This window comes from Streptomyces atratus (genome assembly GCF_900119365.1).
GTDB classification, from domain to species: domain Bacteria; phylum Actinomycetota; class Actinomycetes; order Streptomycetales; family Streptomycetaceae; genus Streptomyces; species Streptomyces atratus_B.
This window is the reverse complement of record NZ_FPJO01000005.1, coordinates 178,546-192,248: the sequence shown is the minus strand read 5'-3', so window position 1 is coordinate 192,248 and position 13,703 is coordinate 178,546. Positions and strand designations below refer to the sequence as shown.

The window sequence follows — 13,703 nt, the reverse complement described above, 5'->3', positions numbered from 1 at the left end:
CCCGCCGTCACCGCCCGATCCCGGTCCTCTCTCGTACAGCGCCACCCGCTCTGCCCAGCCAGCACCCCCAGCCAGGGAGGCAGCCCGTGTCAGCAACCGCCGTACGTACCGGAGTCTGGTTCATCGGAGCACGCGGCTCCGTCGCCACCACCGCCACCGCGGGGTGCGCGGCGATCGCGGCAGGGCTCCACCCGGCGGCAGGCATGGTCACCGAGACCCCGCCCTTCACCGGCAGCGGGCTGCCCGCACCCACCTCACTCGTCTTCGGCGGACACGACACGGTCGGCTGCCCGCTGCCGAAACGGGCCGAGGCACTGGCGGCCGGGGGAGTGCTGCCGCACGGCCTGCCCTCGGCGGTGCACGCCGAACTCGCCGCCGCGGACGCGGAGATACGGCCCGGTGGGCCACTGCCCGGCGACACCCGCAGCGACGAGGAACTCATCACCGCGTTCGTCGCCGACCTCACCGGCTTCGGGCACCGCAACGACCTGGCCAGGACGGTCGTCGTCAATGTGGCGTCCACGGAACCCGTCCCGGCCCCCGGCGAACGGAGGCTGCCCGCCAGCTCGCTCTACGCGGCGGCGGCGCTGCGGGCCGGCTGCCCCTACATCAACTTCACCCCCTCCACCGGGCTGCGCACCCCCGCCCTCCAGGACGCCGTCGCGGCCTGCGGACTTCCTCACGCGGGCCGCGACGGCAAGACCGGTCAGACGCTGCTCCGCTCCGTACTCGCCCCGATGTTCATGCAACGCGCCCTGCCCGTACGGGCCTGGTCGGGCACCAACCTGCTGGGCGGCGGGGACGGAGCGGCGCTGGCCGACCCCGGCGCGGCGGCCGCCAAGAACGCCGGCAAGGAACGTGTCCTCGCCGACACCCTGGGCGCCGCCCCCGAGGGCGAGGTCCACATCGACGACGTACCGGCCCTCGGCGACTGGAAGACCGCCTGGGACCACATCGCGTTCGACGGTTTCCTCGGCGCGCGGATGGTGCTCCAGACCACCTGGCAGGGCTGCGACTCCGCACTGGCCGCGCCCCTGGTGCTGGACCTCGCCAGACTGGTGGCCCGCGCCCATGAGCAGGGCATGAGCGGCCCGCTGCCCCAGCTCGGCTTCTACTTCAAGGACCCGGACGGCGGCCCGGCCGCGCTCTTCGAGCAGTACCTCGCGCTGCTCGCCTTCGCCGAGACGCTCCGGGGGGAACGGTGACAGCACGCGCCTGGGCGGAGCTGCTACGGGTCTCCGCGCTCTTCACCGTCCCCGGTGACGCGCTCGCCGGGGCGGCGGCGAGCGGCCGACGTCCCGACCGCGGAACCGCGCTCGCCGTCGGAGCCTCGCTCTGCCTGTACGAGGCGGGCATGGCGCTCAACGACTGGGCCGACCGCGAGGAGGACGCCATCGACCGCCCGCACCGGCCGATCCCCTCGGGCCGGATCGCACCCGCTGCGGCCCTCGCGGCGGCGGGCGCGCTGACGGCCGCCGGGCTGGGCCTCGCCGCCCGGGCCGGCCGCCCGGCCCTCGCGGTGGCCACGGGGCTGGCGGCGACCGTATGGGCGTACGACCTCCGGTTGAAGCACACCCCGGCCGGTCCGGCGGCGATGGCGGCGGCGCGCGGGCTCGACCTGCTCCTCGGAGCCACCGCAACCGGGGCGGCGCGGCGGACAACGGGGGCGGCGGTGGGTCCGGGGGCGGGCCCGGGTCCGGGATCCGCCCGAGGTTCGGATACGGCTGGGCGTGGCTCCCTCCGCGGCGCCCTTCCGGCCGCCGGCCTGCTGGGCGCGCACACCTACGCCGTCACCGCCGTCTCCCGGCACGAGGCGCACGGCGGATCCACCACCGCACCCCTCGCCGCGCTCGCGGCCGTCGCCGCCCTGGGCGCCGCGGCCGTGCACGAGCAGCGTGGACGGCGCGGAGCCGAGACGACGGATCCGGAGAAGGGAGGCCGCACCCGGAACGAGCCGCTCCGGCCGCATCCCTCGCACCGCTCACCGGCGCCCCCCGCCCCCACCGTCCCCGGTCTCGTGCGCACCGTGCTCACCGGCTCCTACTTCCGGACCGCCGCGGTCCCCCTCCTGCAAGCCGCGCTCAACCCGTCCCCGCCGCTCACCCAGCGCGCCGTCGGCGGCGGCATCCGGGCGATGATCCCGCTCCAGGCCGCCCTCGCCGCCCGTGCGGGCGCGGTCACTACGGGCCTCGCCGTCATGGGACTCGTACCGATCGCCCGCACCCTCGCCCGGAAGGTGAGCCCGACATGACGATCCGCTTCGGCTACGGCACCAACGGGCTCACCGACCTCCGCCTGGACGACGCCCTCGGACTCCTCGCCGACCTCGGCTACGACGGGGTCGGCCTGACCCTCGACCACATGCACCTCGACCCCCTCGCCCCGGACGCCGCCGCCCGCACCCGCCATGTGGCGGCCAGGCTCCAGGCGCTGGGGCTCGGCGTCACCGTGGAGACCGGTGCCCGCTACATCCTCGACCCACGCCGCAAGCACGGCCCGTCCCTCCTCGATCCGGACCCGGAGGCCCGTGCCGCCCGCACCCGGCTGCTCGTCCGGGCCGTCGGCATCGCCGCCGACCTCGGCGCCCACGCCGTGCACTGCTTCAGCGGCATCACCCCGCCGGACACCACCCCCGACACCGCCTGGCAGCGGCTCACCGGCTCCCTCGCCCCGGTGCTGGAGGCCGCCGACCGTGCCGGCGTTCCCCTGGCGATCGAACCCGAGCCCGGACACCTCCTCGCCAACCTCGCCGACTTCCACCATCTGCGCGTCCTCAGCGGCGACCCGGCACCGCTCGGGCTCACCCTCGACATCGGCCACTGCCAGTGCCTGGAGCCGGCCCTGCCCGCCGACTGCGTCCGCGACGCCGCACCCTGGCTGCGCCACGTCCAGATCGAGGACATGCGCCGCGGCGTCCATGAACACCTCCCGTTCGGCGAGGGCGAGATCGACTTCCCGCCCGTATTCGAAGCACTCGACACCCTCTCGGACAACGGCTACCGCGGCCTCACCGTCGTCGAACTGCCCCGCCACTCCCACGCCGGCCCCGAACTCGCCCGAACCTCCATCGAATTCCTCCGCGACCACAGTCCGTCGAAACACAGCCCGCCGAGCCGCTGAACCACCGAAGGGAGCGACGCCATGCCGATGTCCCCGACGAACCCCCCACTGCTGACCCGCAAGGAACTCGACGCACAGCTCGGCGGAGCCGCGCGCGCCTGGCTCGACGAGGCCCTCGCCGAGGCGGAGCACTCCGCCGCCCACCAGGACACCGAACAGCCCGGCGGACCGTACGCCGCTCCGTCGTGGGAACTGCGGTACGCGGCGGCCGGCCGGTACTGCGGACTCGAACACGCCGACTCCGTACGCGCCCTGCTGCTCATCGAAGCCCGGGCCGCGCTGCCCGCCCTGACCAGGCTCTACGAACAGGGCACCGCCGCCGAACGGCACGCCGTCCTGCTCACCCTGCACCGGCTGGACCTCGGCCCCACCGCCCTTCCCCTCGTCGAGGACGCCCTGCGCACCAATGACACCCGCCTGGTCGCCGCAGCCGTCGGACCGTACGGCGCCGCTCACCTCGACCCGCACAACTGGCGCCACGCCATTCTCAAGTGCCTCTTCACCGGGGTCCCCGTCGACGCCGTCGACGGACTGGCCCGACGCGCGCGCGGCGACGCCGAACTCGCCCGCATGCTCGGCGACTTCGCCGCCGAACGCATCGCAGCGGGCCGCAGCGTCCCCACCGATCTCACCCGCGTCCTCGAACTCACCACCCCCGGTGCCGCCGCCCCCACGGAGGAGTCCTGATGCGCATCTTCGACCCGCACATCCACATGACCTCCCGCACCACGGACGACTACCAGGCGATGTACGACGCGGGGGTCCGCGCCCTCGTGGAACCCTCCTTCTGGCTCGGCCAGCCCCGCACCTCGCCCGCCAGCTTCTTCGACTACTTCGACGCCCTGCTCGGCTGGGAACCCTTCCGCGCCGCCCAGTACGGCATCGCCCACCACTGCACGCTCGCCCTCAACCCCAAGGAGGCGAACGACCCCCGCTGCGTCCCCGTCCTGGACGCCCTGCCCCGCTATCTCGTCAAGGACTCCGTCGTCGCCGTCGGCGAGATCGGCTACGACTCCATGACACCGGCCGAGGACACAGCCCTGGCCGCCCAGCTCCAGCTCGCCGCCGACCACGAACTGCCCGCACTCGTGCACACCCCGCACCGGGACAAGCTCGCCGGGCTGCACCGCACCCTCGACGTCATCCGGGAATCCCATCTCTCCCCGGAACGGGTCCTGCTCGACCACCTCAACGAGACGACCGTGAAGGACGCCCTGGACAGCGGCTGCTGGGCAGGCTTCTCCATCTACCCCGACACCAAGATGGACGAGGACCGCATGATCGCGATCCTCAGGATCCACGGCACCGAGAGGATCCTGGTCAACTCGGCCGCCGACTGGGGCAGGAGCGACCCGCTCAAGACCCGCAAGGTGGGCGACGCGATGCTTGCCGCCGGGTTCGGCGACGACGACGTCGACCAGGTGCTCTGGCGCAACCCCGTCGCCTTCTACGGACAGAGCGGCCGTCTCCAGCTCGGCGTCGCCGCGCCGGACCCCCTCCACGAGGGCAACTCCATCCTGCGTGGCGGGGAGTGAGGCGATGCGCTTCCGACACCCCGACGGCTCCACCGTCCACCTCTCGTACTGCACCAATGTCCACCCCGCCGAAACGCTCGACGGCGTCCGCGTCCAACTGCGCGACCACTGCGAACCGGTCCGCAAACGCCTCGGCCGCGACCGGCTCGGCATCGGTCTCTGGCTCGCCAGGGACGCGGCCCATGCCCTGATCAACGACCCGGCCCAGCTGCGTTCCCTGCGCGCCGAACTGGACCGCCGCGGCCTGGAGGTCGTCACCCTCAACGGCTTCCCGTACGAGGGATTCGGCGCCGACGAGGTCAAATACCGGGTGTACAAGCCGGACTGGACGGACCCGGAGCGGCTCGCCCACACCACCGACCTCGCCCGGCTCCTGGCCGGCCTGCTCCCCGACGACGCCACCGAAGGCACCATCTCCACCCTCCCGATCGCCTGGCGCACCCCCTTCGACTCGGACCCCGAGGCGGCCCGCACGGCACACACCGCGCTCACCACCCTCGGCGAACGCCTCGACGCACTCGCCGAGCTCACCGGCAAGTCCATCCGCATCGGCCTCGAACCCGAACCGGGCTGCACGGTCGAGACCACCGCCGACGCCATCGCACCCCTCACCTCCGTCGGACACCCACGCATCGGCATCTGCATCGACACCTGCCACCTGGCCACCTCCTTCGAGGACCCCGGCACCGCCGTCGACGCGCTCGGCGCAGCGGACATCCCGATCGCCAAGGCCCAGCTCTCCGCCGCCCTGCACGCCGAACACCCCCACCTTCCCGAGGTGCGCGCCGCACTCGCCGCCTTCGACGAGCCCCGTTTCCTGCACCAGACCCGCACCAGCACCGCCGCCGGGCTGCGCGGCACCGACGACCTCGGCGAGGCCGTCACCGGCCGGGTCCTGCCGGACGGCGCCCCCTGGCGCTCCCACTTCCACGTCCCCCTGCACGCACCACCCGCACCACCGCTCACCTCCACCCTTCCCGTGCTCCGATCCACACTGACCCGCCTGGTGGGCGGCGCACGGCCCCTCACCAGGCACCTGGAGGTCGAGACGTACACCTGGCAGGCGCTCCCGGCCGCGCACCGCCCCCGTACCCGCACCCAGCTCGCCGACGGCATCGCCGCCGAACTCACCCTCGCCCGCGACCTCCTGGTCGACCTCGGCCTCAAGGAGCTCCCGTGAACACAGCCGAGCAGCCCACCGGGCCCACCACACCCACCCCTCTCCTCGTCGTCGACGTCGTCGGCCTCACCCCGCGGCTCCTCGACCACATGCCGCACCTCAAGGCCCTGGGGCAGTCAGGCACCCACGCCCCCCTCGGCACCGTCCTTCCCGCCGTCACCTGCGCCGCCCAGTCCACCTTCCTCACCGGCACCACCCCCGCCGAACACGGCATCGTCGCCAACGGCTGGTACTTCCGCGAACTCGGCGACATCCTGCTCTGGCGCCAGCACAACGGACTGGTCGCCGGCGACAAACTCTGGGACGCCGCCCGCCGCTCCCACCCCGGCTACACCGTCGCCAACATCTGCTGGTGGTACGCGATGGGCGCCGACACCGACATCACCGTGACCCCGCGCCCCGTCTACTACGCCGACGGCCGCAAGGAACCCGACTGCTACACCCGTCCGCCCGCCCTGCACGACGAACTCACCGAGAAATTCGGCACCTTCCCCCTCTTCCACTTCTGGGGCCCCGGCGCGGACCTCGTCTCCTCGCAGTGGATCATCGACGCGACCCGGCACATCCTCGACACCCGCCGCCCCGACCTGGCCCTGTGCTACCTCCCGCACCTCGACTACGACCTCCAGCGCTTCGGCCCCGACGACCCGCGCTCCCACCGGGCCGCGGCCGAACTCGACCGCGCCATGGCTCCCCTCCTGGACGATGCCCGCCGCGAGGGCCGCACCGTCGTCGCCCTCTCCGAATACGGCATCACCCGTGTCGACCGGCCCGTGGACATCAACCGGGTGCTGCGCCGGGCCGGCCTCCTGGAGGTCCACACCCAGGACGGTATGGAGTACCTCGACCCGATGGCCTCCCGCGCCTTCGCCGTCGCCGACCACCAGCTCGCCCACATCTACGTACGCCGCCCCGAAGACCTCGAAGCGACCCGCGAAGCCCTTCAGGACCTCCAGGGCATCGAGCAACTCCTCGACGACGAGGGCAAGAAGGCGCACGGCCTGGACCATCCGCGCTCGGGCGAACTGGTCGCCGTCGCGGACCCGGATGCCTGGTTCACGTACTACTACTGGCTCGACGACGGCCGCGCGCCCGACTTCGCGCAGCTCGTCGAGATCCACCGCAAACCCGGCTACGACCCCGTCGAACTCTTCCTGGACCCCCAGGACCCGTACGTCCGGGTCAAGGCGGCCACGGCCGTCGCCCGCAAGAAACTCGGCATGCGCTACCGCATGGCGGTCGTGCCCCTGGACCCGTCACCTATTCGCGGCAGCCACGGCCGCCTTCCGCAGAGCGACGAAGAAGGTCCGCTCATCCTGTGCTCCACCCCCCACGCGTTCACCGGCCCCGTCCGGGCCACCGAAGTGAAGTCCTTGCTCCTCAAGCTTGCCGGACTGCACTGACAACGTCCCGCCCCCAGAAGGAGTTCCCCCATGAGCCGCCGCACCCCCGTCGACGCCGAACTCGCCCATAAGCTCAGCAGGCGCTCCATGCTCGGCGTCGCCGCCGGAGCCACCGCAGCCGCCCTCCTCGGTGCCGCCGCCCCGTCCGCCACCGCACAGGGCAGGCCCCAGGGTGATCCGCTGCTGCCGCCCGGCCGTCTCGGGATCCAGCTCTACACCCTCCGCGACAAGGTCTCGACCCTCGGCTTCGACAAGGTCTTCGCCGAACTGGAGGCGTACGGCTACGACGAGGTCGAGTACGCCGGATACACCCAGGGCTCGGCCGGTGCCATCACCCTCGCCCAGCTCAAGCAGCTCACCCGCGACCACGGGCTCAAGGGCATCGGCAGCCACGTCGGCTACTACGACAACAACAACCCCAACGCCTACACCTTTGCCCAGAACCTGACCAAGGTCCTAGACGACGCCCAGGCCCTCGGTCTCAAGCATGTCGGAACCGCCTCGGGGCCGTTCCGCTACGGATCGACGGTCGATGCCTGGAAGCGCGCCGCCGAGGAGTTCAACACCTACGGCGCCGCGGCCCGGGAGCGCGGCATGAAGTTCTACCAGCACAACCACGCCGAGGAGTTCTCCTTCGCCACCGACCGGCCCGATGTCCGCCTCTACGACGTACTGCTCGCCGAGACCGACCCCGATCTGGTCTTCCTGGAGATGGACATCTACTGGGCCTACGTCGGACAGTTCCGGTTCGGGAAGCGGGCCGACGGCACCGCCGACACCTTCGACCCGTTGCACTACGTACTGAAGCAGCCCGACCGCTACCCGCTCTTCCACGTCAAGGACGGCGAGCACGACATGGCGGCCCGCGACGGCTACCGCATGGTGGACGTCGGGGACGGCGACATCGATTACAAGAAGTTCCTCACTGCCGTCACCAGGACCCATGGCGGCCGCCGTGACCACCATTGGCAGGTGGAGCACGACCAGCCGATCGTGGACTCCTTCACCACGGCCCGCCGCTCGGCCGCCTACCTGCACACCCTGCGCCGCAAGGGCTGCTAGCGACCGCACGCACGACGGCCCTCCTCGCGAAGCGGCGGGGAGGGCCGTCGTGACGACCGCGCAGCCGGGGCGCATTACATACAGTCGACGAATACTGTGTGTAACCCCTCATCCCGCATCCGGTGGGTGGTGTCCAGGGGGTGTGCGGCACTTTCGACATCGGCGCGATCGGTAGCGGCGGCCGCCCCGGCCGACGCGGAGGTCGAGGTGGAGCCGCCGAGGCGATGTACTGTGCGTACGGGTGTGACCGCGGACCGTGGTCGCGGTGCTGGAGGTGGGGCCGGATCGTGCCGGGTGTATCCGCCGCACCGCACTGACCATGGGAAACGCAGGTGAGCGCCATCCCGAACCCCTGGTATTGTTTTCCATGTCGCCGCGGGAAACCGGGGCCGACCACCTGGTCCGGGTGGCGGAATGGCAGACGCGCTAGCTTGAGGTGCTAGTGCCCTTTATCGGGCGTGGGGGTTCAAGTCCCCCCTCGGACACCAGTAGGAAATCGGTCAAATGCCGGTCGGGATTCTTCCCGATCGGCATTTTGTGTTGTGGGCCCGTATCCGGCTGTCCCCTGCGATGTCGCGCCCCGTGCGTGCGCTCGGCTCACTCCCATCTCCTCCGTCACGCTCGTTACGATCCGGTCTCGGACGGCGGGTGGGGTCTTGTCTCCACCCGTGTAATCGTTTCCAATCATCCGTGTAATCGATTCCACGGTTCCGGTCCACGGCTCCGGCCCGCTGGTTTCGAGGCTCACGGAAACCACAAGGAGGTGGTCCGGACATGACGAGCATCAAGGACGTCGCGGCCCAGGCGGGAGTCTCTGTCGCCACGGTCTCCCGTGTTCTCAACAGTCATCCCTCCGTCAGCCCGGACGCGCGGACACGAGTCCTCGCCGCCGTCGACGCCCTCGGCTACCGGCCCAACGCCGTCGCCCGTTCGCTGCGCACCGATCAGACGCGCACCCTCGGCCTGGTCATCAGTGATGTGCTCAATCCGTACTTCACCGAACTGGCCCGCTTCGTCGAGGAGGAGGCCCGGGCCCTCGGCTACAGCGTCATCATCGGCAACGCCGACGAACGGCCGGAGCTGCAGGACCACCACGTCCGCACGCTCCTCGACCGGAGGATCGACGGGCTGCTCGTCTCTCCCGCGGACGGCGACTCCCCGCTGATGGCGGACGTGGCGCGAGCCGGTACCCCGATGGTCTTCGTGGACCGGTGGATGCCCGGTGTCGACGTCCCCGTCGTACGCGCCGACGGCCGCCTCGCGATCCGGGACCTGGTCGCCCATCTGCACGCGCTGGGCCGCCGCAGACTCGCGATCATCGCCGGCCCCGCGGCCACCACCACGGGCAACGAGCGCGTCGAGGCCTTCCGCGAGGCGCTGCGCGCGTACGAACTCACGCTGCCCGACGCCTACATCGGCCAGGGCGACTTCCAGGCGGACAGCGGCCGGCGCGTCACCGAGCGCTTCCTGGCACTCCCCGAACCGCCGGAAGTCGTCTTCGCCGCCGACAACCTGATGGCGCTCGGCGCGCTGGACGCCATCCGTGCGGCCGGCCTGCGTGTCCCGCAGGACATCGGGCTCGCCGCCTTCGACGACATCCCGTGGTTCGTCCACACCGCCCCGCCGATCACGGCGATCGCCCAGCCGACCGGCGAGCTCGGCCGCGCCGCCGTCCGCGCACTGGTCGACATCGTCGAGGGCCGGTCCCCGCAGTCCGTCACCCTTCCCGCCCGCCTCGTCGTACGCCGCTCCTGCGGCGAACCCACCTCGGACAAGAGGAGCAACTTGTGAGCATTCCCGACGAGTTGCTGCGGATCGAAGGCGTACGCAAGACCTTCCCCGGTGTGGTCGCGCTGGACAGCGTGGACTTCGACCTGCGCAGCGGCGAGGTACACGTCCTGCTCGGCGAGAACGGAGCCGGCAAGAGCACACTCATCAAGATGCTCTCCGGCGCCTACCGCCCGGACAGCGGCCGGATCTTCGCCCAGGGGCGCGAGGTCCGCATCCACGGCGCACAGGACGCCGAACGGCTCGGAATCGCCACGATCTACCAGGAGTTCAACCTGGTGCCCGATCTCACGGTCGCCGAGAACATCTTCCTCGGCAGGCAGCCGCGCCGCTTCGGGATGATCGACCGCCGTCGCATGGAGGCGGACGCCGAGGTGCTGCTGCGCCGCGTCGGCCTGCATGTCTCGCCGAAGGCCAGGATCCGCGAACTGGGCATCGCCAGGCTGCAGATGGTGGAGATCGCCAAGGCGCTCAGCCTGGACGCACGCGTCCTGATCATGGACGAGCCGACCGCGGTCCTCACCTCGGAGGAGGTGGACAAGCTCTTCCGGATCGTGCGGCAGCTGCGTGCGGACGGCGTCGGCGTCGTCTTCATCACCCATCACCTCGAGGAGATCGCGGCACTCGGCGACCGGGTCACCGTGCTGCGCGACGGCCGGAGCATCGACCAGGTGCCCGCCTCGACCCCAGAGGCGGAGCTCGTACAGCTGATGGTGGGACGCAGCATCGACCAGCAGTACCCCCGTGAACGACCTGAGACCGGGAGCCCGTTGCTGTCCGTGCGCGGCCTGACCCGCGACGGCGTGTTCCACGACATCAGCTTCGAGGTGCGGGCCGGCGAGGTGGTCGGTCTGGCCGGTCTCGTCGGCGCCGGACGCACCGAGGTCGCCCGCGCCGTCTTCGGCGCCGACCCCTACGACGGCGGCACCGTCGACGTGCTCGGCGAGCGGCTGGCCAAGCATGACGTCACCGTGGCGATGGGCGCCGGAATCGGCCTCGTGCCCGAGGACCGCAAGGGGCAGGGGCTGGTGCTCGACGCCTCGGTGCAGGAGAACCTGGGCCTGGTCACCCTGCGCTCGGCCAGCCGCTCCGGGCTCGTGGACCTCAAGGGGCAGCGCGTGGCGGCCGCCCGGATCGCCGAACAGCTCGGCGTACGGATGGCGGGCCTCGGCCAGCATGTCCGTACGCTCTCCGGTGGCAACCAGCAGAAGGTCGTCATCGGCAAGTGGCTGCTCGCCGACACCAGGGTGCTGATCCTCGACGAACCGACCCGCGGCATCGATGTCGGTGCCAAGGTCGAGATCTACCAGCTCATCAACGAACTGACGGCGTCGGGCCATGCGGTCCTGATGATCTCCAGCGACCTGCCCGAGGTCCTCGGCATGAGCGACCGGGTGCTGGTCATGTCCCAGGGCCGGATCGCGGGGGAACTCGCCGCGCACGAAGCGACCCAGGACGCCGTGATGGCCCTCGCCGTCAGCGCACCTTCCACAACACCTTCCACAACACTTTCCACAGCACCTTCCACAACACCTTCCGACGCATCGTCCACGACGACTGAGGAGAGCCCCCGTGGCCACTGACACGCTCAAGAGCAATACGGGCGCCAGTGGCGCCGCAGGGCACACGGTCCGCCGTCTCCTGCTCGACAACGGCGCCCTGAGCGCCCTGGTCGTCCTGCTGGTGGCGATGTCGCTGCTCTCCAGTGACTTCCTGACCACCCAGAACCTGCTGAACATCGGTGTGCAGGCCGCCGTGACCGCGATCCTCGCGTTCGGTGTCACCTTCGTCATCGTCTCGGCGGGCATCGACCTGTCCGTGGGCTCGGTCGCCGCGCTCTCGGCGACCGTCCTGGCCTGGACGGCGACCTCGGAGGGGCTGCCGGTCTGGCTGGCGCTCGTCCTCGCAGCCGCCACCGGAATCGCGTGCGGCTTCGTCAACGGGGCGCTCGTCTCGTACGGCAAACTGCCGCCGTTCATCGCGACCCTGGCGATGCTGTCTATCGCGCGCGGTCTGTCCCTGGTCATCTCCCAGGGCAAGCCGATCGACTTCCCCGACTCGGTCTCCGTGCTCGGCGACACGCTCGGCGGCTGGCTGCCCGTCCCGGTCCTCGTGATGATCGTGATGGGGCTGATCGCGGCGCTGATCCTGGCCCGTACCTACATCGGCCGTTCGATGTACGCGATCGGCGGCAACGAGGAGGCGGCCCGGCTCTCCGGGCTGCGCGTCAAGCGGCAGAAGCTGGCCATCTACGCCCTGTCCGGGCTCTTCGCCGCGGTCGCGGGCATCGTCCTCGCCTCCCGGCTGACCTCCGCGCAGCCGCAGGCCGCGCAGGGTTACGAACTCGACGCGATCGCCGCAGTGGTGATCGGCGGCGCCAGCCTCGCCGGCGGGGTCGGCAAGGCGTCCGGAACCCTGATCGGTGCACTGATCCTCGCCGTCCTGCGCAACGGGCTGAACCTCCTCTCCGTCTCCGCCTTCTGGCAGCAGGTCGTCATCGGTGTCGTCATCGCGCTCGCGGTGCTGCTGGACACACTCCGCCGCAAGGCCGGATCCGGAGCTGCCGCACCGGGCGGTTCGTCCATGGCACCGGGCTCACCGGGATCCGGTCGCAAGGGAGCGGGCGCGGTCAAGTTCGGTGTCGCCGCACTGTGTGTGGCCGTCGTCGTGGGCGCGGTCTCCTATTTCAACTCCGGCCCCTCCGGCGGCAACACCAAGGTGGGCATGTCGCTCTCCACGCTCAACAACCCCTTCTTCGTCCAGATGAAGGCGGGCGCACAGGCGGAGGCGAAGGCGGCCGGGGTCGACCTCACCGTCACCGACGCCCAGAACGACGCCTCGCAACAGGCCAACCAGATCCAGAACTTCACGAGTTCAGGCATGAAGTCGATCATCGTCAATCCGGTGGACTCGGACGCGGCGGGCCCCGCAGTCCAGGGCGCCAACAAGGCGGAGATCCCCGTGATCGCCGCCGACCGAGGCGTCAACAAGGCGCGGACCGCGACGCTCGTGGCGTCCGACAACGTCGCCGGCGGCAGGCTCGCCGCCAAGGCGCTGGCCGAGAAGCTCGGGGGCAAGGGCAGCATCGCCGTCCTGCAGGGCACGGCAGGCACCTCGGCCAGCCGTGAGCGCGGAGCGGGCTTCGCCGAAGGCCTGGGGGCGTACCCCGGCATCAAAGTCGTGGCCAGGCAGCCGGCGGACTTCGACCGCACGAAGGGCCTGGACGTCATGACCAACCTGCTCCAGTCCCACCCCGGCATCAGCGGTGTCTTCGCCGAGAACGACGAGATGGCGCTCGGCGCGGTCAAGGCGCTCGGCAGCAAGGCCGGAAAGTCGGTGTCCGTCGTCGGCTTCGACGGAACCCCGGACGGCCTGAAGGCGGTTGCCGCGGGCACGCTGTACGCCTCCGTGGCCCAGCAGCCCAAGGAGCTGGGCAGGATCGCCGTGCAGAACGCGGTGAAGGCGGCAGAGGGCGAGAAGGTCGGCAGCACGGTGATGGTGCCGGTCAAGGTCGTCACCAAGAGCAACGTCGCCGACTTCTCCTGAGCCCGGCCCAAAGGGACCCCGGTGCGGCTGAGCGGGACTTGCGGACATGACCTGGCTCGCCCCGAACAG

11 protein-coding genes and 1 tRNA gene are annotated in these 13,703 nt (G+C 71.1%); all 12 read left to right on the top strand.

What is annotated here, in order from left to right:
• The first annotated feature begins 86 nt into the window (after positions 1-86).
• The 12 genes from BT364_RS11725 to BT364_RS11670 all read left to right on the top strand — a co-directional run bounded on the left by BT364_RS11725 (position 87) and on the right by BT364_RS11670 (position 13,634).
• Complete coding sequence (locus BT364_RS11725; RefSeq protein ID WP_072485092.1) at positions 87-1,205, top strand: inositol-3-phosphate synthase; 1,119 nt, start codon at positions 87-89, stop codon at positions 1,203-1,205.
• On the top strand, positions 1,202-2,251 hold the full coding sequence (locus BT364_RS11720; protein ID WP_072485091.1) for an SCO3242 family prenyltransferase: 1,050 nt from the start codon (positions 1,202-1,204) through the stop codon (positions 2,249-2,251). The genes BT364_RS11725 and BT364_RS11720 overlap by 4 nt, the downstream gene beginning before the upstream one ends.
• Positions 2,248-3,120 (top strand): sugar phosphate isomerase/epimerase family protein, encoded by an 873-nt coding sequence (locus BT364_RS11715; protein WP_072485090.1) that lies wholly within the window; start codon positions 2,248-2,250, stop codon positions 3,118-3,120. The genes BT364_RS11720 and BT364_RS11715 overlap by 4 nt, the downstream gene beginning before the upstream one ends.
• A 21-nt stretch (positions 3,121-3,141) precedes the next feature.
• Positions 3,142-3,807 carry an EboA domain-containing protein gene (locus BT364_RS11710; protein ID WP_072485089.1) on the top strand — a complete coding sequence of 222 codons (666 nt, stop codon included), beginning with the start codon at positions 3,142-3,144 and terminating at the stop codon, positions 3,805-3,807.
• On the top strand, positions 3,807-4,655 hold the full coding sequence (locus tag BT364_RS11705) for a TatD family hydrolase (protein WP_072485088.1): 849 nt from the start codon (positions 3,807-3,809) through the stop codon (positions 4,653-4,655). Before BT364_RS11710 ends, BT364_RS11705 begins: the two co-directional genes overlap by 1 nt.
• Before the next feature lie 4 nt (positions 4,656-4,659).
• Positions 4,660-5,835 carry a metabolite traffic protein EboE gene (gene eboE, locus BT364_RS11700; RefSeq protein ID WP_072485087.1) on the top strand — a complete coding sequence of 392 codons (1,176 nt, stop codon included), beginning with the start codon at positions 4,660-4,662 and terminating at the stop codon, positions 5,833-5,835.
• A complete protein-coding gene (locus BT364_RS11695) occupies positions 5,832-7,238 on the top strand; it encodes an alkaline phosphatase family protein (protein WP_072485086.1) in 1,407 nt (468 codons plus the stop codon). The genes eboE and BT364_RS11695 overlap by 4 nt, the downstream gene beginning before the upstream one ends.
• A gap of 30 nt (positions 7,239-7,268) precedes the next feature.
• Entirely contained in the window at positions 7,269-8,300 is a 1,032-nt protein-coding gene (locus BT364_RS11690; protein ID WP_072485085.1) for a sugar phosphate isomerase/epimerase family protein, read from the top strand.
• A gap of 400 nt (positions 8,301-8,700) precedes the next feature.
• A tRNA-Leu gene (locus BT364_RS11685) sits at positions 8,701-8,788 on the top strand.
• Positions 8,789-9,074: 286 nt separating this feature from the next.
• Complete coding sequence (locus BT364_RS11680) at positions 9,075-10,091, top strand: LacI family DNA-binding transcriptional regulator (protein ID WP_072485084.1); 1,017 nt, start codon at positions 9,075-9,077, stop codon at positions 10,089-10,091.
• Positions 10,088-11,671: a sugar ABC transporter ATP-binding protein gene (locus BT364_RS11675; RefSeq protein WP_072485083.1), complete on the top strand. Its 1,584-nt coding sequence runs from the start codon at positions 10,088-10,090 to the stop codon at positions 11,669-11,671. Before BT364_RS11680 ends, BT364_RS11675 begins: the two co-directional genes overlap by 4 nt.
• Entirely contained in the window at positions 11,661-13,634 is a 1,974-nt protein-coding gene (locus BT364_RS11670) for an ABC transporter permease/substrate-binding protein (RefSeq protein ID WP_072485082.1), read from the top strand. Before BT364_RS11675 ends, BT364_RS11670 begins: the two co-directional genes overlap by 11 nt.
• Positions 13,635-13,703: the final 69 nt, after the last annotated feature.